The sequence below is a fragment of the Nocardioides sp. DN36 genome (assembly GCF_055380375.1).
In genome coordinates this window covers 4,306,160-4,327,180 of record NZ_AP043823.1, presented here as the reverse complement: position 1 = coordinate 4,327,180, position 21,021 = coordinate 4,306,160, and the positions used below count along the sequence as shown (strand labels likewise).

At 72.6% G+C, this 21,021-nt stretch carries 21 protein-coding genes; 6 read left to right on the top strand and 15 right to left on the bottom strand.

Annotated features, from left to right (window positions below; all coding sequences use genetic code 11):
- Positions 1-35 precede the first annotated feature (35 nt).
- Genes ACZ43H_RS21765 through purS form a run of 3 tightly spaced genes read right to left on the bottom strand, consistent with a single transcriptional unit; the run spans position 36 to position 1,407 of the window.
- Positions 36-482 carry a DUF3817 domain-containing protein gene (locus ACZ43H_RS21765; RefSeq protein WP_464586411.1) on the bottom strand — a complete coding sequence of 149 codons (447 nt, stop codon included), beginning with the start codon at positions 480-482 and terminating at the stop codon, positions 36-38.
- Positions 479-1,147: a phosphoribosylformylglycinamidine synthase subunit PurQ gene (purQ, locus tag ACZ43H_RS21760; protein WP_464586410.1), complete on the bottom strand. Its 669-nt coding sequence runs from the start codon at positions 1,145-1,147 to the stop codon at positions 479-481. The genes ACZ43H_RS21765 and purQ overlap by 4 nt, the downstream gene beginning before the upstream one ends.
- A complete protein-coding gene (gene purS, locus ACZ43H_RS21755) occupies positions 1,144-1,407 on the bottom strand; it encodes a phosphoribosylformylglycinamidine synthase subunit PurS (protein ID WP_464586409.1) in 264 nt (87 codons plus the stop codon). Before purS ends, purQ begins: the two co-directional genes overlap by 4 nt.
- 101 nt (positions 1,408-1,508) lie before the next feature.
- Between purS and ACZ43H_RS21750 the strand changes: the two genes are divergently transcribed.
- The gene (locus ACZ43H_RS21750) at positions 1,509-2,015 is read left to right on the top strand and encodes a YflT domain-containing protein (RefSeq protein WP_464586408.1); all 507 of its coding nucleotides are present in this window, start codon (positions 1,509-1,511) and stop codon (positions 2,013-2,015) included.
- Between the two features lie 72 nt (positions 2,016-2,087).
- Here ACZ43H_RS21750 and ACZ43H_RS21745 read toward each other — a convergent pair whose 3' ends face one another.
- From ACZ43H_RS21745 to ACZ43H_RS21735, 3 genes are read right to left on the bottom strand one after another with little or no spacing between them, the layout of a single operon-like run.
- Positions 2,088-3,665, bottom strand: a complete 1,578-nt coding sequence (locus tag ACZ43H_RS21745; RefSeq protein WP_464586407.1) for a long-chain-fatty-acid--CoA ligase — start codon at positions 3,663-3,665, stop codon at positions 2,088-2,090.
- Positions 3,666-3,701: 36 nt separating this feature from the next.
- Positions 3,702-4,124: an SRPBCC family protein gene (locus tag ACZ43H_RS21740; protein WP_464586406.1), complete on the bottom strand. Its 423-nt coding sequence runs from the start codon at positions 4,122-4,124 to the stop codon at positions 3,702-3,704.
- Positions 4,121-5,020 carry a phosphoribosylaminoimidazolesuccinocarboxamide synthase gene (locus ACZ43H_RS21735; RefSeq protein ID WP_464586405.1) on the bottom strand — a complete coding sequence of 300 codons (900 nt, stop codon included), beginning with the start codon at positions 5,018-5,020 and terminating at the stop codon, positions 4,121-4,123. Before ACZ43H_RS21735 ends, ACZ43H_RS21740 begins: the two co-directional genes overlap by 4 nt.
- An 84-nt stretch (positions 5,021-5,104) precedes the next feature.
- Here ACZ43H_RS21735 and ACZ43H_RS21730 point away from each other — a divergent pair, with 84 nt between their 5' ends.
- Positions 5,105-6,067, top strand: coding sequence for a sulfotransferase family protein (locus ACZ43H_RS21730; protein ID WP_464586404.1), 963 nt, complete (start codon positions 5,105-5,107; stop codon positions 6,065-6,067).
- Between the two features lie 23 nt (positions 6,068-6,090).
- On the opposite strand, the gene ACZ43H_RS21725 is transcribed toward ACZ43H_RS21730, so the two are convergent.
- Genes ACZ43H_RS21725 through ACZ43H_RS21715 form a run of 3 tightly spaced genes read right to left on the bottom strand, consistent with a single transcriptional unit; the run spans position 6,091 to position 8,174 of the window.
- Positions 6,091-6,981 (bottom strand): glycoside hydrolase family protein, encoded by an 891-nt coding sequence (locus ACZ43H_RS21725; RefSeq protein WP_464586403.1) that lies wholly within the window; start codon positions 6,979-6,981, stop codon positions 6,091-6,093.
- 52 nt (positions 6,982-7,033) lie between these two features.
- Complete coding sequence (locus ACZ43H_RS21720) at positions 7,034-7,543, bottom strand: hypothetical protein (protein ID WP_464586402.1); 510 nt, start codon at positions 7,541-7,543, stop codon at positions 7,034-7,036.
- Between the two features lie 40 nt (positions 7,544-7,583).
- Complete coding sequence (locus ACZ43H_RS21715; RefSeq protein ID WP_464586401.1) at positions 7,584-8,174, bottom strand: antibiotic biosynthesis monooxygenase; 591 nt, start codon at positions 8,172-8,174, stop codon at positions 7,584-7,586.
- A gap of 62 nt (positions 8,175-8,236) precedes the next feature.
- On the opposite strand from ACZ43H_RS21715, the gene ACZ43H_RS21710 reads away from it, so the two are divergent.
- Positions 8,237-8,848 carry a hypothetical protein gene (locus ACZ43H_RS21710; RefSeq protein WP_464586400.1) on the top strand — a complete coding sequence of 204 codons (612 nt, stop codon included), beginning with the start codon at positions 8,237-8,239 and terminating at the stop codon, positions 8,846-8,848.
- Positions 8,849-8,854: 6 nt separating this feature from the next.
- On the opposite strand, the gene ACZ43H_RS21705 is transcribed toward ACZ43H_RS21710, so the two are convergent.
- Complete coding sequence (locus ACZ43H_RS21705) at positions 8,855-9,103, bottom strand: acylphosphatase (RefSeq protein WP_464586399.1); 249 nt, start codon at positions 9,101-9,103, stop codon at positions 8,855-8,857.
- Positions 9,104-9,195: 92 nt separating this feature from the next.
- Between ACZ43H_RS21705 and ACZ43H_RS21700 the strand changes: the two genes are divergently transcribed.
- Entirely contained in the window at positions 9,196-10,629 is a 1,434-nt protein-coding gene (locus ACZ43H_RS21700) for an MFS transporter (RefSeq protein WP_464586398.1), read from the top strand.
- A 1,062-nt stretch (positions 10,630-11,691) separates the two neighbouring features.
- Here ACZ43H_RS21700 and purB read toward each other — a convergent pair.
- The 4 genes from purB to ACZ43H_RS21680 form a co-directional block, all read right to left on the bottom strand.
- Positions 11,692-13,110 (bottom strand): adenylosuccinate lyase, encoded by a 1,419-nt coding sequence (gene purB, locus ACZ43H_RS21695; RefSeq protein WP_464586397.1) that lies wholly within the window; start codon positions 13,108-13,110, stop codon positions 11,692-11,694.
- A 162-nt stretch (positions 13,111-13,272) separates the two neighbouring features.
- On the bottom strand, positions 13,273-14,556 hold the full coding sequence (purD, locus tag ACZ43H_RS21690; protein ID WP_464586396.1) for a phosphoribosylamine--glycine ligase: 1,284 nt from the start codon (positions 14,554-14,556) through the stop codon (positions 13,273-13,275).
- Positions 14,557-14,584: 28 nt separating this feature from the next.
- A complete protein-coding gene (locus ACZ43H_RS21685) occupies positions 14,585-15,487 on the bottom strand; it encodes a catalase (RefSeq protein ID WP_464586395.1) in 903 nt (300 codons plus the stop codon).
- A 77-nt stretch (positions 15,488-15,564) separates the two neighbouring features.
- The gene (locus ACZ43H_RS21680) at positions 15,565-16,851 is read right to left on the bottom strand and encodes an adenylosuccinate synthase (RefSeq protein ID WP_464586394.1); all 1,287 of its coding nucleotides are present in this window, start codon (positions 16,849-16,851) and stop codon (positions 15,565-15,567) included.
- A 138-nt stretch (positions 16,852-16,989) separates the two neighbouring features.
- On the opposite strand from ACZ43H_RS21680, the gene ACZ43H_RS21675 reads away from it, so the two are divergent.
- Positions 16,990-17,907: a diacylglycerol/lipid kinase family protein gene (locus tag ACZ43H_RS21675; protein WP_464586393.1), complete on the top strand. Its 918-nt coding sequence runs from the start codon at positions 16,990-16,992 to the stop codon at positions 17,905-17,907.
- Between the two features lie 52 nt (positions 17,908-17,959).
- Here the strand turns inward: ACZ43H_RS21675 and ACZ43H_RS21670 are convergent, their stop codons facing one another.
- Positions 17,960-18,952 (bottom strand): helix-turn-helix transcriptional regulator, encoded by a 993-nt coding sequence (locus tag ACZ43H_RS21670; RefSeq protein ID WP_464586392.1) that lies wholly within the window; start codon positions 18,950-18,952, stop codon positions 17,960-17,962.
- Positions 18,953-19,283: 331 nt separating this feature from the next.
- Between ACZ43H_RS21670 and lysS the strand changes: the two genes are divergently transcribed.
- Positions 19,284-21,017: a lysine--tRNA ligase gene (lysS, locus tag ACZ43H_RS21665; RefSeq protein WP_464586391.1), complete on the top strand. Its 1,734-nt coding sequence runs from the start codon at positions 19,284-19,286 to the stop codon at positions 21,015-21,017.
- Positions 21,018-21,021 lie beyond the last annotated feature (4 nt).

The window sequence follows — 21,021 nt, the reverse complement described above, 5'->3', positions numbered from 1 at the left end:
CCCGCGTCAGCGGGGGAACGGCGCCCGCCGGAGGATCAGCCGGCGGGCGGGCCGACCAGCAGGGCGACACCCGTGAGCGCGGCGACCGCGACCAGGCCGGCCAGCGCCCCGCGCAACGGGTTGCGCAGCAGCCAGGCGACGACCCGCTCGGCCGGGCGGACCGGCGCGTCGGAGAGCAGCCGCCAGGAGCCGGCCAGGGCGCCGCGCCTCTCGGCGTACCGGTCGAAGGGAATCGTCGCGAACGGCGGGATCGAGGACACCAGGCCCAGGAGCAGCCGGCCGCGCGACCAGCGCTGGTCGACCGCGACCAGGACCGTCGTGAGGCAGTAGGCGATGAACACCACGCCGTGCACCATCCCGAAGACGCGGACGCCGAGCTCGGTGGTCTCCGTGACGTACTTCAGGAACATGCCGGTCAGCAGCAGCGCCCAGGTGATCGCCTCGGCGATCGCCACCCGGCGGAACATCAGCAGGGGGCTCACGACAGCGCGGCCTCCGCGAGCGAGGCGAAGAAGCCCAACCCGTCCACGCCGGACCCGGTGAGCTCCTCGACCGAGTGCTCGGGGTGGGGCATCAGGCCGACCACGTTGCCGCGGTCGTTGGTGATGCCGGCGATGTCGCGCATCGACCCGTTGGGGTTGACGTCGAGGTAGCGGGCGACGACCTGGCCCTCCCCCTCGAGCCGGTCGAGGGTCTCGGCGTCGGCGACGAACCCGCCCTCGCCGTTCTTGAGCACGATCGTGACCTCGGCGCCGGCGGCGTACCCCGACGTCCAGGCGGTCCGGTTGTTCTCGATCCGCAGGCGCTGGTCACGGCAGACGAACTTGCGGTGGTCGTTGCGGATGAGCGCACCCGGCAGCAGGTGGGACTCGCAGAGGATCTGGAAGCCGTTGCAGATGCCGAGGACGGGCATGCCCCGCCGCGCGGCCTCCACGACCTCGGTCATCACCGGCGAGAAGCGGGAGATGGCGCCGCAGCGCAGGTAGTCGCCGTACGAGAAGCCACCCGGGAGGACGACCGCGTCCACGCCGCGCAGGTCGTGGTCGCCGTGCCAGAGGGCCACGGCCTCGTGGCCCCCGAGGCGGACCGCGCGCTGCGCGTCGACGTCGTCGAGCGAGCCCGGGAAGGTGACGACCCCGACCTTCACTCGACGGCCCCGACAGGCGTCTCGACCGAGACCGTGAAGTCCTCGATGACGGGGTTCGACAGGAGGGTCTCGGCCATCTTGCGGACCTCGGCCAGGGTCTCCTCGGTCAGCTCGCCGGCGATCTCGAGCTCGAACCGCTTGCCCTGACGGACATCGGTGACGCCGGAGAACCCCAGCCGCGGCAGGGCGCCGAGGACGGCCTTCCCCTGCGGGTCGAGGATCTCGGGCTTGGGCATGACGTCGACGACGACTCGGGGCACGGACGGCTCCTACTGCTCGGGCGAGCGGGCGGGGGTCGGCCCCGATTCTACGGGACCTTCGACCTGCGGCCGCCGCTGGTCCGCTCGGGCAGACTGGACGCATGAGCATGAGCACCGGCTTCGCCCGCCAGCACCCGATGAAGCTGCAGTTCCCGCAGTCGCTGGCGGTGTACGACGACTACGAGTCCGCGCAGAAGGCCGTCGACTTCCTGTCCGACAACAAGTTCCCCGTCGAGCAGTGCATGATCGTCGGCACCGACCTGAAGCGGATCGAGCGGATCACCGGCCGGCTCACCACCGGCAGGGTCGCCGCGGGCGGGCTGCTCTCCGGGATCTGGCTCGGCCTGTTCGTCGGCCTGATCTTCGCGCTCTTCGACACCGGCAACAACGCGGTCGCCGTGGTCACCTCCACCATGCTGTTCGGCGCCCTCTTCGGGGTGGTCTGGGCGCTCGCGGGGTACGCCGCCACCCGCGGCCACCGCGACTTCTCCTCGGTCACCTCGGTGGTGGCCACGAAGTACGAGGTGCTCGTGGAGCACAAGGTCGCCCAGCAGGCCCGCGAGATGCTGGCCCAGCTGCCGGGCGCGCTCCCCGACCCGTTCGCCTGAGCTCACGCTTGCGGCCCGCGCGCAGGTCACCGCTGCTCGACCACGACGATCGGGCCCGCTGCGCGGTCCCGATCAGGTGAGCTCGCGCTTGAGGATCTTGCCGGTGGCCGTCATCGGCAGCGACGGCACGATCTCGACCAGGCGCGGGTACTTGTAGTTGGCCATCTGCTCCTTGCCCCACGCCACCAGGTCCTCGGCGGTCGTCGTGGCGCCGTCGTTCAGGATCACGAACGCCTTGATCTCCTCGCCGTGGCTCTCGTGGGGCACGCCGACGACCGCGGCCAGCGAGACGTCGGGGTGCGTGAGGAGGACCTCCTCGATCTCGCGGGGGTACACGTTGTAGCCGCCGCGGATGATCATGTCCTTGGACCGGTCGACGATGTAGTACCAGCCGTCCTCGTCGCGGCGGCCGAGGTCGCCGGAGCGGAACCAGCCGTCGTGGATCGCCTCCGCGGTCGCCTCGGGCCGCTTGTAGTAGCCCTTCATGATGTTGTGGCCCTTGATCGCGATCTCGCCGACCTCCCCCTCGGGGGCGTCCTCCCAGCTGTCGGGCCGGATCAGCCTCATCTCCACGCCGGGGATCGGGATGCCGATCGAGCCCACCCGCACCTCCCCGCCGTACGGCGAGAAGCTCGCCACCGGTGAGGTCTCGGAGAGGCCGTAGCCCTCGAGGATGGTCACCCCGAACTTCCTCTCGAAGTCCTTGTGCACCTCGACGGGCAGCGCGGAGCCGCCCGCGGCCGCGACCCGCAGGTTGCGGGCCAGCCGCTCGACGTCGACGCTCTGCCCCTCCGGCTGGCTGTCGAGGGCGCCGAGCAGCCCCCAGTACATCGTCGGGACGCCGGCGAAGAAGGTGACCTCCTCCTTGCCCATCAGCGCCAGCGCCTGGTGCGCCTCGAAGCGCGGCAGCATCACGACCGTGCCGCCGAAGGCGAAGGCGCCGTTCTGGATGACGGTCTGGCCGAAGGAGTGGAACAGCGGCAGCACGCACAGGTAGGTGTCGGGCTTCTCGGCGTCGGCCCCGAAGAGGTCCGCGCCGGCGAGCGCGTTGTCGCGCATGTTGCGGTGCCGCAGCTCGGCGCCCTTGGGCTGCCCGGTTGTGCCGGAGGTGTAGAGGATGACCGCGGTGTCGTCGTCGTCGGTCCCGACCGTCTCGAAGGTCGGCGGCTGGCCCGCGAGCGCACGACCGAAGGTCTCGACCCCTTCGATGGGCGACTCGGCCGCCGGGTCGGCGGTGATCAGGAAGAGCTCGGTGCAGCCCTCGGCCTGCTGGAAGCCGGAGTGCCCCTCCTGGCCGATCGGCAGGTCGGCGGTGCCCTCGAAGCAGAAGTAGGCCTTCGCGTCGGAGTCGCCGAGGTGGTAGGCCACCTCGCGACCCTTGAGCAGGACGTTGAGGGGCACGACGGTCCCGCCGGCCTTGAGGATGCCGTAGTAGACGATGGTGAAGTACGGCAGGTTCGGGCAGCTCAGCGCCACCTTGTCGCCGTGCCGGATGCCGCGCGAGACCAGCAGGTTGGCCACCTGGTTGGCGGCGCCGTCGACCTGGGCGTAGGTCAGGCGGGTGTCGCCGAGCACCACCGCCTCACGGTCCGGGAACCGGCGGGCGCTGTCCTCGAGCAGGGTCGACAGGTTGTACAACGTGGCCTCCATCACGGAACGAACGTGTGGGGCCAACCTACTCAGGAGTCATGACCGCGACGAGAGGATGTCCGCGGCCCGGCGCAGGTCGGCCCGGACCGCCGGCACGGCCAGCCGGGTCAGCGCCGCCCCGACCGGGCGCAGCGGCCCCGCTCCGGCGACGGAGAAGTCGAAGCGCACGTCGCACCCGCCGGCGCTGGGGGTGAAGCCGAGGTCGAGCACCGCCCGGAAGCCGTGCCAGGTGCCGCGCTCGGACCAGCGTCGCGGCCGGTCCAGCTCAGTGGTCTCCATCGCGGGACGCAGACCCGGACGGGTCACGTCGACCCACTGCTGGCCGACCCGTGGCTCACCGGTCACGCCCTCGACCCTGGCCAGGCTGGACTGCCACGCCGGCCGGTTGACCGGGTCGGCGAGGTAGTCGAAGGCGACCTCCGGCGGCACCCCGAAGGCCACCACGCCCGAACCCGTCACCAGGCCTGCCCGGTGAGCAGCTCGAAGGCGTCGACGTAGCGGGCGCGGGTGCGCTCGACGACCTCCGGCGGCAGCGCCGGCGGCGGGCCGCCCGCGGCCCGGTCCCACCCGGCCTCGGGGGAGAGCAGCCAGTTGCGGACGATCTGCTTGTCGTACGACGGCTGGGTGCGGCCCGGCTGCCACTGGTCGGCCGGCCAGAACCGCGAGGAGTCGGGAGTGAGCACCTCGTCGCCCACCACCACCGTGCTGCCACCTCGGCGCCGCCCGAACTCCAGCTTGGTGTCGGCCAGGACGATGCCCCGCTCCCGGGCCACCCGCTCGGCGCGTGCGTAGACCTCCATGGTCAGCCGGCGCAGCTCGGCCGCCGCCTCGTCGCCCACCTCGCGCACCACCGCGTCGTACGACACGTTCTCGTCGTGGTCGCCCAGGGCGGCCTTGGTGGCGGGCGTGAAGATCGGCTCGGGGAGGCGGCTGCCGTCCTCGAGACCGTCCGGGAGCGCGATCCCGCAGACCTCGCCGGTGGCCCGGTAGTCCAGCAGGCCGGAGCCGGTCAGGTAGCCGCGGGCGACGCACTCCACGGGGAACATGTCGAGCTTCTCGCACACGACCGCCCGGCCGCGCACCGCGTCGGGGACCTCGGTGGACACCACGTGGTTGGGGACGATGTCGGCGAGCTGCTCGAACCACCACAGCGACATCCGGGTGAGGATCTCCCCCTTGTCGGGGATGGTGGTGTCGAGCACGAAGTCGAACGCCGAGATCCGGTCGCTGGCGACCATGAGGAGGCACCCGGCGTGCTCGCCCGCCTCGAGCTGGTAGAGGTCGCGCACCTTGCCCGAGTGCAGGTGCTTGGCACCCTCGATCGTCGGGGCGTCGGGGATGTCGATGTCGGCCACGGGCCCAGCCTAGTGAGGAACGGGTGCGCATCGTCCATCGAGTAAGTACAGTGGATTACACTTCTTACGAACAGGGTGGTGCCCATGGACCGCAGACCCCAGCCCGACTTCCTCATCATCGGCGCTCCCAAGGCCGGCACGACGGCGCTCCACGCCGCGCTGGCCCAGCACCCCGAGGCGTTCATGAGCAGCCCGAAGGAGCCCAAGTTCTGGCTCTGCGACGAGGCACCGCCGCCCGCGTGGCGCGGGCCGGGTGACGCCCACTCGCAGCAGGAGTGGGTGTGGCGACGCGAGGACTACGAGCGACTCTTCGCCGGCGCCGGCCTCGCGCAGGTCCGCGGCGAGAGCACCCCGTTCTACCTCTGGAGCAAGGGGGCGCACCGGCGGATCGCGGAAGGGCTCCCCGACGTCCGGCTGGTCATCGTCGTCCGCGACCCGGTGGACCGCGCCTACAGCAACTGGATGCACCTGTGGTCCGACGGACTCGAGCCCCTCGACGACTTCGTCGAGGCCTTCGACCGGCAGGACGAGCGGGTCCGCGCGGGGTGGGCGCCGTTCTGGCGCTACCGCGAGCTGGGGATGTACGGCGAGCAGCTGGCCCACCTCTTCCGCTACGTCGACCCCCAGCGGGTGCTCCTGATGCGCTACCGCAGCCTGGTCGACGAGCCCCGCGCCGCCATCGACCGCACCTGCCGGTTCCTCGGCATCAGCCAGGGACTGGTCGGCAGCATCCCGCGCGACAACTCCCGGCCGTTCGTGCCGCCGGGCTGGCGGCCACGGCTGATCGGACCGGTCGTGCGCGCCGGGGCCCGGATGGGCCAGTTCGCACCGCCCCACGTGTGGCGCCGGGCGAGCGTGCCGCTGGTGTCCCAGCTCAGCAGCGCTGCCGAGACGGCCCGGCCGCTCCTCGACCCGTCCAGCCGGGAGCGCCTGGTCTCGACGTTCGCCGACGACATCGCCACGCTGGGACGGCTCACCGGCGAGGACTTCGGCGACTGGCTCTCCCCCACCAGCCGCGGCTCGTTCGTGCAGCGCAGCGCGGTCTGACGACGGGCGACCCCGACCGACGGTCAGCGCACGCAGGTCACGAGGTCGTGCGCTCCGTCGGGGCGCGCCACCTCCGCGTAGAACCGGGTCCGGCCTCCGGGCAGGACGACCGAGGTCACGTAGCGGAAGGCGCCGTCGGAGTGCGGCGACGCCAGGGGCGCCAGCTCGGCGGCGGGCACCAGCCGGGCGCCGTCCCACCGGGCGACGCCCGTCCGCTCGTGCCAGTTGGAGGCGGCGTCCGGTCGCCCGTCGTACAGCACGACGAGGGGGTCGGCGGCCAGCACCGCCGTCACCCGCGCCCCGCGCGCGTCCCACTCCCCCGGTCGGCCGGCGAGCACCTCCCCGCGGTCGGTCCACTCCAGCCCGTCGGTGCTGGTGAGCCGGCGCGTGGTCATCCGGTCCTCGTGCCCGGGCTCGGTCAGCGGGTGGCAGCACAGCCACATCTCCCACCCGTCGGCGGTCCGCGTGACGACCGGGTCCTTGACGGCGGTGGCGTCGTCGCCGGCGAGGACGAGCCGGCGCTCACCGGTCGGGAGCGCCTCGGGGGTGAGCGCCGTGAGGCTGTCGACCCACCAGTGCTTGCTGCCCGGGGTCGCGCAGGAGAGGTAGAGCCGCCAGCCCAGGTCCGGGACCGGCACGAGCACGGGCCGCTCGAACGACTCGCTGCCGAACGCCTCGCGCTGCACCTCGGCGACGGTCTCGAAGCGGACGCCGTCACAGGAGCGGGCCACGACGACCGAGACCCCCCGGCCGTCGGTGAGCGGCCGCCGGTTGCGGTAGGTCAGCCAGTAGGTGCCGTCGACGAGCACGGCACTGGCCGCTCCCGCCCAGTTCCCGGGGCCGGGGCCGGGCGCCGCGACGACCACCTCGGCGTCGTCCGCGGCCGGCAGGGGCGGGAGCGTGTCGACGGTCATCCCGACAGCATAGTCGACAGAACCGCTCGACTATAGGGCTCAGGAGCCCGGATCAGCAGCCGCACGTGTAGTAGGTGACGTCCCAGTGGCTGCCCTCGTCGGCGTACACGTTGCCCGACGCGGCCCGGTACATCGGTGCCCCGTCGCCGCGCAGGCCGATGTAGGCGTAGGTGTTGTGCACCCACGAGGTCAGGCACGTGGTCCGGGAGAAGTCGAGCTTGTAGCCGTTCCAGTGGCTGTAGGTGCCCGACGCGTGCCCCGTCTCGGTGCCGCCGGTGATGAGCAGCGAGCAACCGCTCGCGCGCTTCAGCGTGATGGCGCCGTCGAGGGTGGCCTGCCGGATGCCGTCGAACGAGGTGCACGAGGAGGTGTAGCGGTCGGTGCAGCCGCCGCTGGACGTCCAGCTGATGCCGGCGCCGCTCAGCTGCGACGCCGCGCTGGACTGCGTGACGGCGGACGCCGGCGCGGTGACCGCCAGGGTCCCGGCGACGGCGAGGCCGAGCGCAGCGGCGACGGTCCGGCCGACGCGGTGGGCGTGACGAGTGGTTCCCGAGAGATTCATGGGCCGCATCCAACCCCACCGGGGCCGGTCGCGGAACCCCTCAGGCGGTGGCGGTACGCCGCCAGGGGGCCGGCTCCCCCTGCAGCCACCAGCTCAGCGCGCGGGTCATCCGGGGCAGCACGACGTAGGTCATCAACGGCGTCATCACCAGGGTGGTCACCAGGGCGCGCTCCAGCAGCGTGATGTCGGGCGCGACCTGCGAGAGGACCCACGAGGCCAGCAGGCTGAGCGGGAAGAACGCCAGCCAGATGACCGTCGCCTGCTTGTAGCGCGGCGGTGCGGCCGGCGGCAGCCGCAGGTCCCGGACGTCGCGCGTGGTCGGGTCGTCGAACCAGCCCTCGATCCCCGTCCGCCGCTCCACCCGCGACTCCACGACCCCGAGGCCGGCGGACGCGTCGCGCCACCACTGCCGCTCGTGCGACGACTCCCAGCCCGCCAGCGCCTCGGCGTCCGCGAACCGGTACAGGACGTGCCAGGTCTCCGAGTCGCGCTCGGGCCGCACCCAGCCGGCGCCGAGGAAGCCGGGGAACCTCTCGGCGAGCGTCATGCCGGCGGACATCCAGCTCATCATCTCGGCCTCGCGGCCGGGGTCGAGATGACGCGTGATGGAGACGGTCACGGGTGAGCTCATCGGAAAATCGTGGGCCCGGGGGCGTTGCCCCGCAAATTCGCGTCTGCTGGCACAGTGTGCCCATGCCGGAGTCTGCTGAAGAGGTCTACGCCCGGGTCGTCGCCGCTGCCGGGAAGGACGGTCGCCTGCCCACCCCGTCGCTCGTCGAGTGGGACATCTTCCCGTGGGAGGTCGTCGACGGCGCGATCGTGCCGAAGGTGCTGCCGCCCCCGGCCGACGAGGAGCCCCGTGCCGGAGAGTCCGGCAAGCCGTGCCCGACCTGCGAGCGGGACCCCGCTCGGGACATCTGGGAGAACGAGCGCTGGGTCGTGACCCGGATGGCGGAGCCGACCGGGCTGCCGGTGGCGCTGTTCCTGCAGAGCAAGGAGCACCAGGACTTCAGCGAGATGGACGACGAGCTCGCCTCGGAGTACGGCCGGGTCTCGGTCTGGCTGAGCCGGATCATGTGCAACCTGCCGAACGTCGGTCGCGTGCACGTGAGCCGCTGGGGGGACGGCAGCAGCCACCTGCACGTCTGGTTCGTGGCGCGGACCGAGCGGCAGGCCGGCATCAAGGGCAGCTTCGCGATCCAGTGGGACGACGTGCTGCCGCCGGTGCCCGAGGACGTCTGGCGCGCCGACCTGGCCACCATCGCCCACAAGCTGGCCAACCACGACGGGCGCGCCCTGGTCTGAGCCGCCTCAGAAGCGGACCTCGAACGACTGCGCGCCGCCGTCTCGCGACTCCCGCACGGCGACGTGCTGCACGCGGGCCATCGGCGGCCCGCTGCGGCACCACTCGACGAGCGCGTCGACCGCCGCGGTGTCGCCCTCGAAGTGACCGCCGACGGAGCCGTCGGCCTCGTTGCGGACCCAGCCCGCGACGCCCAGCCGGTGGGCCTGCTGCTCGGTGTACATCCGGAACGCGACGCCCTGCACCCGACCGGTCACCCTCACATCAACTGACCTGCGCACCCGCCCATTGTGCGTCGTACGACGGTCCGCCGCGCCCGCCGCTTGGGCGGCCGGGTCAGAGTGAGGGGGTGAGCGAGGAGACGGCGACCGCCGCGCAGGGCGAGCAGGAGGCCTACGAGCCCGACCCCCGGCGCTGGCGGATCCTCGGGGTCACCCTGGTGATCGGGTTCATGGCGCTGCTCGACGTCACGATCGTCAACGTCGCCATCCCCTCGATCCGCGCCGGGCTGGACACCTCGGCCGCGACGGTCCAGTGGGTGGTGTCCGGCTACGCGCTGGCCTTCGGCCTGACGCTGGTGACCGGCGGCCGGCTCGGCGACGCCCACGGGCGACGCCGGATGATGCTGGTCGGGCTGACCGGGTTCGTGGTCGCCAGCGCGGCGGTGGGGCTGGCGCCGACCGCGGGGTGGGTGATCGGCGCGCGGCTGGTGCAGGGGGCGGCCGCCGGGTTCCTGACGCCGCAGAACTCGGGGCTCATCCAGCAGCTCTTCCGGGGGCCTGAACGCGGGCGCGCATTCGGCTTCTTCGGGCTGACCGTCTCGATCTCCTCCGGCCTGGGGCCGGTGATCGGCGGCGTCATCATCACCCTGCTCGGCGAGGAGAACGGGTGGCGCTACCTGTTCCTCGTCAACGTCCCGATCGGCCTGGTCGCGATGGTCTTCGTGGCCCGGATGGTGCCGCAGCGGCCGCGGGAGGCCCAGGACCGGACCCGCCTCGACCACCTCGGCGCGACGCTGCTCGGCGGTGGGGTGCTGTGCCTGCTGTTCCCGCTGGTGAGCGTCGAGAGCGGGGCACGGCTGCCGCTCCTCCTGCTCGCCGGCGCTCCGTTCTTCCTCTGGGGATTCGTGCGCTGGGAACGCCGGGTCGGGAGGCGGGGCGGGGCGCCGCTGCTGGACGTGGCCCTGCTGCGGCGCACCCCCGGCTACGCCAACGGACTGGCCGTCGGCGCGCTCTACTTCACCGGCTTCACCGGCATCTTCCTGGTGCTGTCGGTCTACCTCCAGGAGGGGATGGGGTTCTCTCCGCTGGCCGCCGGCCTGCTGCTGACGCCGTTCGCGGTCGGGTCGGCGCTCACCGCGCCGCTGGCCGGCAAGCTGGTCTCGCGGATCCACCGCCTGATCACGGTCGTCGCCCTCAGCGTGATGATGACCGGGGTGCTGGTCGTCGCGCTGCTCGTCCCGGGACGCGGGGCCGAGGGGCTGTGGCTGGTGCTGGTCCCGCCGCTGCTGGTCGCCGGCCTCGGGGGCGGCGGGGTCGTCTCCCCCAACTTCACGCTGTCCCTGGCGGAGGTGCCGCCGCAGATGGGCGGCGCTGCGGGTGGTGCCCTGCAGACCGGCCAGCGGATCGGGTCCTCGATCGGCGCGGCCCTGCTGATGACGGTCTACGGCCTCACCTCCACCTCGTCGCCGGGACGAGGGCTCCAGCTCGCACTGCTCGCCTCGCTCGCGGTCCTCGCCGTCGCGATGGTGATGGCGGTGCGGTCGCTGCGCCAGGAGGGCTGAGGCCCGGCGTGCGGGCTGCGGTCCTGCGCAGTTGCGGGACAGGTACGCCGGGGCCGGCGTCGTCTCCCGGCTCGCACTTGCGGGACAGGTACGCCGGGGCCGGCGTCGTCTCCCGGCTCGCCGTCGGCTTCGGGCTCCGGGCCTGTGGCAGCTACGGACCGGCTCGGCTCGGGCTGGGGCCGGCGCCCGGGCTGCGGTCCTGCGCACTTGCGGGACAGGTACGCCGGGGCCGGCGTCGTCTCCCGGCTCGCCGTCGGCTTCGGGCTCGGGGCCTGTGGCAGCTATGGACCGGCTCGGCTCGGGCTGGGGTCGGCGCCCGGGCTGCGGATTGGTCACCAACCGCAGCGATCCGGGCCATTCCGATGCAGTCTCCGACCAATCGGCGCCCCCACCCGGCAACCCAGATCACGACCCCGCCGAATGGTCACCAACCGCACCGATCCGGGCCATTCCCATGCAGTCTCCGACCAACCGGCGCCCCCACCCGGCAACCCAGATCACGACCCCGCCGAATGGTCACCAACCGCACCGATCCGGGCCATTCCCATGCAGTCTCCGACCAACCGGCGCCCCCACCCGGCAACCCAGATCACGACCCCGCCGAATGGTCACCAACCGCACCGATCCGGGCCATTCCCATGCAGTCTCCGACCAACCGGCGCCCCCACCCGGCAACCCAGATCACGACCCCGCCGAATGGTCACCAACCGCACCGATCCGGGCCACTCCCATGCAGTCTCCGACCAACCGGCGCCCCCACCCGGCAACCCAGATCACGACCCCGCCGAATGGTCACCAACCGCACCGATCCGGGCCACTCCCATGCAGTCTCCGACCAACCGGCGCCCCCACCCGGCAACCCAGATCACGACCCCGCCGAATGGTCACCAACCGCACCGATCCGGGCCACTCCCATGCAGACTCCGACCAACCGGCGCCCCCACCCGCCAACCCAGATCACGACCCCGCCGAATGGTCACCAACCGCAGCAATCCGGGCCACTCCCATGCAGACTCCGACCAATCAGCGCCCCTCCGGGGGTCGCAGCGCAGACCGACGCCGCTAGAGGATCGCGCCCGGGGAGTACGCCGCTGCCTCGGGGTGGCGAGCCGCCACCTCCGCCACCCGGCGTACGACGGACTCGACCTGGGCGACCGCGGCGCCGGTGAAGGTGATCGGCTCGGCGACCAGCGAGTCGAGCTGCTCGGAGGTGAGGCCGAGGCGCGGGTCGGCGGCGAGCCGGGCGAAGACGTCGTTCTCCGCCTGGCCGCGACGCATGTCGAGGGCGACCCCGACGGCGGCCTCCTTGATCGCCTCGTGAGCGACCTCGCGGCCGACCCCGTTGCGGACCGCCGCCATCAGGACCTTGGTGGTGGCGAGGAACGGCAGGTAGCGGTCGAGCTCACGCTGCACCACGGCCGGGAAGGCACCGAACTCGTCGAGCACGGTCAGGAAGGTCTGGAAGAGCCCGTCGGCGGCGAAGAAGGCGTCCGGCAGCGCGACCCGGCGGACGACGGAGTCGGAGACGTCGCCCTCGTTCCACTGGTCGCCGGCGAGCTCGCCGATCATCGACAGGTGGCCGCGGAGCACGACGGCGAGCCCGTTGACCCGCTCGCAGGACCGGCTGTTCATCTTGTGCGGCATCGCGGAGGAGCCGACCTGCCCCTCCTTGAACCCCTCGGTCACCAGCTCGTTCCCGGCCATCAGCCGGATGGTGGTGGCGAGGTTGGACGGACCGGCCACCAGCTGCACCAGCGAGGAGACCACGTCGAAGTCCAGCGAGCGAGGGTAGACCTGGCCGACCGAGGTGAGCACCCGCTCGAAGCCCAGGTGGAGGGCCACCCGCTCCTCGAGGTCGGCGAGCTTGGTCGCGTCGCCGTCGAGCAGGTCGAGCATGTCCTGGGCGGTGCCCATCGGTCCCTTGATCCCGCGCAGCGGGTAGCGGGCGAGCAGGCCCTCGACCCGGTCCAGGCCGATCAGCATCTCGTCGGCGACGGTCGCGAAGCGCTTGCCCAGCGTCGTCGCCTGCGCTGCCACGTTGTGCGAGCGGCCGGCCATCACCGTGGTCTCGTGCTCGGAGGCCAGGCGCGCGAGCCGCGCCAGCGCCGCGACGGCACGGTCGCGCAACAGCTCCAGGGACTGGCGCACCTGCAGCTGCTCGACGTTCTCGGTCAGGTCGCGCGAGGTCATGCCCTTGTGGATGTGCTCGTGGCCGGCGAGCGCGCAGAACTCCTCGATCCGCGCCTTCACGTCGTGGCGGGTGACCCGTTCCCGGGCCGCGATCGACTCGAGGTCGACCTTGTCGACGACGTCCCGGTAGGCCTCGAGGACGCCGTCGGGCACCTCGATGCCGAGGTCGCGCTGGGCCTCGAGGACGGCGATCCAGAGCCGGCGCTCCAGGACGATCTTGTGCTCCGGGGACCAGATGCGCGCGAGGTCCGCGCCGGCGTAGCGGGTGGCCAGGACGTTGGGGACGGTCACGCGTTCTCCTGCAAGGGCGGTGGCTCGGTCCCTCGATTCTCCCACGCGCTCACCCGACCTCCGGACGGGAGCCGGTGCCCGTCCGCTGGGCGAACAGCTGCCACCCCTGGATCACGAGGTCCCGGCGCGGCACGACCCCGACCGGGCCGGCCCCGCACCTGCTCAGCCGGGTGTCGCCAGGCGCGCGATGTCGGTGCGGTGCTGGACGCCCTCGAACTCGACGGCGGCCACGCCCTCGTACGCCGCGGCGCGGGCGGCCTCGACGTGGGGACCGGTCCCGACCACTGCGAGCACCCGCCCGCCGGCGGTCACGAGGTCGTCCCCGGACATCGCGGTGCCCGCCTGGATGACGTGCACCCCCTCGATCGCCTCGGCGCGGTCGATCCCCGTGATCACGTCGCCCGACGACGAGGTCTCGGGGTAGCCCCGGCTGGCCAGCACGACCGCCACGGCGGCCCCGGCCTTCCAGACCGGCGCCGGCACGTCGGCGAGCGTGCCGGTCGCCGCGGCGTGCAGCAGCGCGGCCAGCGGCGAGTCGAGCAGCGCGAGCAGCGGCTGGGTCTCGGGGTCGCCGAAGCGGGCGTTGAACTCCACGACGCGGGTGCCCCTCGAGGTGAGTGCGAGCCCGGCGTACAGCAGCCCGGTGAACGGCGTGCCGCGTCGGGCCATCTCGTCGACCGTCGGCTGCAGGACGGTGCGCAGCACCTCGTCGACCAGCCCCTCGGGCGCCCAGGGCAGGGGGGTGTAGGCGCCCATGCCGCCGGTGTTGGGGCCCTGGTCGTCGTCACGGATCCGCTTGAAGTCCTGGGCCGGCAGCAGCGGACGGACGGTGGCGCCGTCGGCCTCGTTCCAGCTGCACAGCGCGAAGAGCGAGACCTCGGGGCCGTCGAGGTACTCCTCGATCACGACCTGCTCGCACGCAGCCGCGTGGTCGACCGCCGCCTGGCGGTCCTCGGTCACGATGACGCCCTTGCCCGCGGCGAGGCCGTCGTCCTTGACGACGTACGGCGCGCCGAGCTGGTCGAGGGCGGCGGCGGCCTGCTCGGGAGTGGTGCAGACGAACGCCCGCGCGGTCGGCACTCCGGCGGCCTCCATGACCTCCTTGGCGAACGCCTTGGACCCCTCGAGGAGCGCGGCCTCGCGCGACGGGCCGAAGCAGGCGATGCCCCGCTCGCGGACGGCGTCGGCGACCCCGGCCACGAGCGGCGCCTCGGGACCGACGACCACCAGGTCCACGCCGAGCGAGGCGGCGAGCTCGGCGACGGCCTCGCCGGACAGCGGGTCCACCGCGTGCAGCGTCGCGGGGCCGGCCATGCCGGGGTTCCCGGGGGCCGCGTGCACGGCGGTGACGGCGGGGTCCTGGGCCAGCGCGCGGACCAAGGCGTGCTCACGGCCACCGGTGCCGATGACCAGGACCGAGAGGGAGGACGGCGAGGGGGAGGTCACGGGCGTCAAGGGTAGTGCCGCCGGGCGGTCACCCCTGCTGAGGTCGGGTCCGGCGGGACACCGACTCGGCGTACGCCGCGGGCCGGTAGCGCAGGATCGGGTCGTCGGACAGCTCGATGCCGTCGACGACCCGCGTCGGGTCGAACACCACGGCCGACCCCTGCGTCTCCGGGTCGGGCACCGGCCCGGTGACCTCGATCGTGCCAGCGACGAGCTCGCGCGCGTGCTTCCACACCGACATGACGTCGTGCGGGTCGTCCCCCGGTCCGGCCACCTGCACCCGCACCTCGTGGCGGACCGGGGCGGCCGACAGCCGGGCCGCGATCTCCTCCTGCAGGCGGTGCGCGCCGCTGAACTCGCCCACCGGCCGGTCCTGCGGCCCAGCCAGCGGGACGAAGGCGTAGCGGACCCACGTGCCGGCACCCGCGGCATCGACCCAGCGGTAGGCGTGCAGCGGGTAGTACGCGACCTCGGCGTAGCTGAAGGGCCTGCCCGCCGCCCTGGCACGCACCCCGGCGAGGACGGCAGGGACGCCCGACGGGTGCCGGACCAGCCAGGCCAGCAGCGTGCGCGGGCGGCGCGATGCCTCGACCAGGGAGACGAAGTCCTCGGGCGTGCGGACCGGGAAGCGCGGCGAGGTCTGGGCCAGCAGGTCCGTGACCGTGCCGTCAGGCAGGTGGAAGGAGACCGCCATCCCCCGGATGTCGGGCTCCTCGTCTCCCAGCCGGGGGTCGCCCGCGGCGTTGGACCACCGCACGGTGACCGGGACAGGTGTCCCGGCGAGGTGCAGCGCCCGGCTCAGGCCGGACGCCTCCGGGGTCGCGGTGAAGGTCGCGGCGTAGAAGCCGCCCTTCGCGTGCAGCGTCCGGTGACCCTCCGGAGGCGCGTGGACCGCGCGCAGGCGGTCGATCGCGCGCTCGGGCTCCAGCATGTGCGCACCGTAGACCGGGACCCTCGGCAGCGTCCCAGGAACGGCCGAGGCGACCCGGGCGCCGCCCGGCTCGGGGCTCAGGCGGGATGGACCTCGATCGTCTGCTCACGGCCCGGCCCCACGCCCACGCCCCAGATGCGGGTGCCGGACATCTCCTCGAGCGCCTGGACGTACACCTGGGCGTTCTTGGGCAGGTCGTCGAAGGACCGGCATCCGGAGATGTCGGTCTTCCACCCGTCGAAGTACTCGTAGACGGGCTTGGCGTGGTGGAACTCGGTCTGGGTCATCGGCATCTCGTCGTGGCGCACGCCGTCGATCTCGTAGGCGACGCAGACCGGGATCCGCTCCCAGCTGTCGAGCACGTCGAGCTTGGTGAGGAAGTAGTCCGTGAGCCCGTTGACGCGGCTGGAGTAGCGCGCGACGACGGCGTCGTACCAGCCGCAGCGGCGGGTGCGGCCGGTCGAGACACCGATCTCGCCGCCGATCTTCTGCAGGTTGATGCCGTCCTCGTCGAAGAGCTCGGTGGGGAACGGGCCGGAGCCGACGCGGGTCGTGTAGGCCTTGATCACGCCGATCACCCGGTCGATCCGGGTCGGGCCGACGCCGGCGCCGGTGCAGACCCCGCCCGCGACCGGGTTGCTGCTGGTCACGAACGGGTAGGTGCCGTGGTCGACGTCGAGCATCGTCGCCTGGGCACCCTCGAAGAGCACCGTCTTCCCCTCGTCGAGCGCGGTGTTCAGCAGCAGCGAGGTGTCCTTGACCATCGGCCGCAACCGGTCGACGTACGACAGCAGCTCCTCGACCACGGCGTCGACCTCGATCGCGCGGCGGTTGTAGACCTTGGCGAGCAGGTGGTTCTTGATGTCGAGGGACGCCTCGACCTTCTGCCGCAGGATGCCCTCGTCGAAGAGGTCGGCGACCCGGATCCCGACGCGGTTGATCTTGTCGGCGTACGCCGGCCCGATGCCCCGCCCGGTGGTGCCGAGCTTGCTGGCGCCGAGGAACCGCTCGGCGACCTTGTCGATCGTCGAGTGGTACGACGCGATGACGTGCGCGTTGGCGCTGACGACGAGGTCGGCGACCTCCACCCCGCGCTCGAGCAGCGCGTCCAGCTCGCGGAAGAGCGCCTCGGGCGACACCACGACGCCGTTGGCGATCACCGAGGTGGCGCCCGGCGTCAGGATGCCGCTCGGGAGCAGGTGCGTGGCGAACTTCTCGCCGTTGACCACGATGGTGTGGCCGGCGTTGTGGCCGCCGCTGGTGCGGACGACGTAGTCGATGGTCTCGGTCGTGGCGAGCTGATCGGTCGCCTTGCCCTTGCCCTCGTCGCCCCACTGGGCGCCGAGGATGACGATCGCGGGCATCGCTTACCCCTCAAGGTGGACTGCAGGAAATGCAAGGAGCCCCGGCAACAGCGCACCGGGGCTCTTGCGGCCACACGATACCGCAGGACGTCCGGATGGCCCTGCTCGACGGATCAGACCTCGGATAGGGTCCGGCGAGTGGACCCGCTACTCGTCATCACCAACAGCGACGCCGGCACCGCCGACGAGGAGTCGCTGGAGCTCGCCCTGACGGTGCTGCGCGAGCACGTGTCGGTGGAGGTCCAGGCGACCGGAGACCCCGGTGAGCTCGACGGCGTGCTGCACCGCGCCGGCTCGCGGCGGATCGTGGTGGCGGGCGGTGACGGCAGCCTGCACGCGGTCGTCTCGGCGCTGCACCGTCGCAACGACCTGAAGGGCTCGGTGCTCGGGCTGCTGCCCCTCGGCACCGGCAACGACTTCGCCCGCGGCGTCGACATCCCCCTCGACGTCGAGGAGGCCGCCCGGGTGATCCTGCACGGCGAGGTGCGACCGATGGACCTGGTCGTCGACGAGGTCGGCGAGGTGGTCGTCAACAGCGTCCACGTCGGGGCCGGGGCCAACGCCAGCCGCCGCGGCGCGCGCTGGAAGGAGCGGCTGGGCTCGGTCGGGGTCGGCAAGGTCAACCTCGGCAAGCTCGGCTACCCGATCGGCGCGGCGCTCACCGCCTGGAACCCGCCCATCCTGCGGCTGCGGGTCGAGGTGGACGGCCGCGTGGTGAACGACTTCGACGAGCCGGTGCTGATGGTGGCCGTCGGCAACGGCTCCTCGGTCGGCGGCGGCGCCGAGCTCACCCCGGACGCCACGCCGGAGGACGGTCGCGTCGACGTGATGATCTCCCGGGCGGTCGGCCCGCTGGAGCGGGTCCGGTACGCCGTCCACCTCGGCCTGGCCCGCCACCCCGAGCGCGAGGACGTCACCTACCTGCGCGGCTCGACGGTGTCGGTCTCGGGCGAGGAGTTCTGGGTCAGCGCGGACGGGGAGATCTACGGCCCCGAGCGGCAGCGCACCTGGCACGTGGAGCCCGAGGCCTACTCGATGGTGCTCCCCTCCGCGTAGTCGACCGCGAGGGCCGAACGCGTCAGGGCCGACCGCGTCAGGGCCGGCCGCGTCACAGCCAGCCGCGACGTACGGCCTCGACACCGGCCTGGAACCGGGTGTCGGCGCCGAGCTCGGTGAGCACGTCGGCGACCCGGCGGCGCACCGTCCGCAGGCTGATGCCGAGGGTCCGGGCGACCTGCTCGTCCTGGGCTCCGGAGGCGAGCTGCTGCAGCATGAACCGGCGCAGGTCGGGTCGGGCCTCGCCCCGGTCGAGCGCGGGCACCGGGGCGGCCCGCTCCCACAGCAGCTCGAAGAGCAGGGTCAGCGCCTCGACGAGCCCCTGCTGGCGCACCAGCGACCGGGGCTCGTCGGTGAAGCCCAGCGGCTCGGGCAGCACGGCGTGGGTGGTGCCGATGATGAACATGCGGGTCGGGAGGTCGGGCAGCACCCGGATCTGCTCACCGATCTCGGCCCGGGCGCGCAGGGTGTCCGGCGCCTCGGTCAGGGCCCGCACCGGGTAGATCGCGCGCGAGCGCCGCCCGGTGGCGATGATGTCGCGGACCACGCCGAGCATCGCGTCCTCACGGGGGATCCGCCACTGGTCCGGGCGCAGCCAGAGGATGTCCCCCTTGCTCTGCGCCATCAGCGCCGCGATCAGCGCGACCGGCTGGCCGCCGGAGCTGATCTCGCCGTCGATCGGCTCCACGTCGTGCACCTCGCCGGGCGCCGGACGCGCGGCCCCGGCGGTCAGGAACGGGATCGCGGCGGCCAGCGCGTCGAGCCGGCGGCGGGCCCGGGCCGCCTCGCCGGCCTGGTCGGCGACCAGCCTGGCCAGCGCCTCCGAGGGGGTCTCCACGAACACCCGGCCGGCCTCGATCCGCACCACCTCGTGCTCCATCAGCGGGGCGAGGTCGGACATCAGCTCCTGGGGCGAGCGCAGCAACGCCTGCGCCACCGAGACCAGCTCGCGTCCGGACTGCTTGAGCACCCGCTCGTAGAGACGGTCGACGGTGGGCGGGAAGCCGAGGGCGGTCATGACGCTGATCGGGGCGCGACGCGGCATTCTGGCAGGTTAGTGTCAAGGGCCGCTGTTAGCCAGCTGGCACGGACCGGTCAATGCGAAGATTCCTGTGCGCGTCGAGCGGCCGCACCTCCTCTCGGGGAGGGCGCGGCGGCAGGCACGACCCACATCGGGGGATGCGGTCGAGCAAGCCGACGCAAGGGACAGGGCGTCGGAATCGCCACAGGGGACGATTCCGAGGCCCTTCCCGCATTTTCGGGCACCTTCGCCGCAGGGGGTCGTGTCCGCCTTTCGGAGCGGTGTCCCGCGCCCGGTAGCGTTGCGGCTCGGCACACCACCCGAGCACGACCGAGCAGCAGGAGCAGCGAGCAGCATGGGACGAGGCGCAGAGGCCTCCACGGGGCAGGCCCCCACCGACTGGGTCACCCGCGCGGCGGACGACGCGATCCGTCACGCCCGGCAGGCCGACGAGAAGGCCGGCTCCGACGGCGGCCGCCTCATCACCTGTGCGTCCGGTGCGAGCCCGTCGGGCCCGGTGCACCTCGGCAACCTGCGCGAGTTCCTGACCGTGCACTTCGTCGCCGAGGAGATCCGGCGGCGGGGGATCGCGGTGCGTCACCTGCACAGCTGGGACGACTACGACCGGTTCCGCAAGGTGCCCGCGGGCGTCGACCCGTCGTGGTCCGAGCACATCGGCCGCCCGCTGTCCGCCGTGCCGGACCCGTGGTCCTGCCACGAGTCGTGGGCCGAGCACTTCAAGGAGCCGCTGCAGGCCTCGCTGCGCGAGATGGGCGTGGAGATGGAGGAGGTCTCGCAGACCGAGCAGTACCGCGCCGGCGCCTACCGCGACGAGATCCTCACCGCTGTGCGCCGTCGCGACGAGATCGAGTCCGTGCTGGCGGCCTACCGCACCAAGAAGACCGCGCCGGTGGCCGAGAGCGAGCAGGAGGCGGAGGCCCTCGAGGACTCGGTCGCCGACGAGGACGACGACACGGGCAGCGGGGACCTCTCCCGTTTCCCCTTCAAGCCCTACTGCCGTGACTGCGGCCGCGACACGACCACCGTCACGTCGTACGACGACGACACCACCGACCTCGCCTACACCTGCCAGGTCTGCGCCTTCGAGGGCGTCACGAACCTGACGACCCAGCACGAGGGCAAGCTGGTCTGGAAGGTCGACTGGCCGATGCGCTGGGCCTTCGAGCAGGTCGACTTCGAGCCCGGTGGCGTGGACCACGCCACGCCCGGGTCGTCGTACACCGTGGGCAAGGAGCTGGTGAAGAAGATCTACGGCGGCCGGGCGCCGTCCTTCGTCGGCTACTCCTTCGTCGGAGCCGGCGGTCAGGTCAAGATGTCGTCCTCGCGGGGCAAGGTCCCGACCGCGGCCGACGCCCTGAGGATCCTCGAGGCGCCGATCCTGCGCTGGCTCTACGTCCGGCGCCAGCCGAAGCAGGCGTTCAACGTCGACTTCGGGCCCGAGGTCGTGCGCCTCTACGACGAGTGGGACGCCCTGGGCCGCAAGGCCGCGAACCCCGACAAGCGTGACGCCCAGGTCCTGGCCTTCGAGCGCGCCTCCGCGACCGCCGCTGCCGGCACCCTGCCCACCCCGGCGGTCGTCGTGCCGTTCCGGGTGCTGTCCTCGGTGGCCGACGTGACCGCCGGCAGCGCGGAGCTGATCAGCCGCACGATCGGGCACGTGGGCTACGAGCACGCCGACGTCGACGAGCTCGAGCCCCGGCTCGGCCGGGCGATGACCTGGATGGCCGACTACGTGCCGGCCGAGGACCGCACCACGGTGCGCACCGAACCGGACCGCGACCGGCTGGCCGCGCTCTCCGACCCCGAGCGCCAGTGGATCAGCCTGCTGCTCGACGGCCTCCCCGAGGAGCTCGACATCGAGCCGGTGACCGCCCTGGTCTACGGGGTGCCCAAGCTCGCGCACGGGCTGCCGCTGGACGCCGGCCCGACCGACGAGGTCAAGGCCGACCAGAAGGCGTTCTTCACGCTGCTCTACAACCTGCTGGTCGACGCCGACCGTGGCCCGCGGCTGCCCACGCTGATCGTCGCCCTCGGCACCGGCACCGTGCGCTCGCTGCTGACCGCCTGACCGC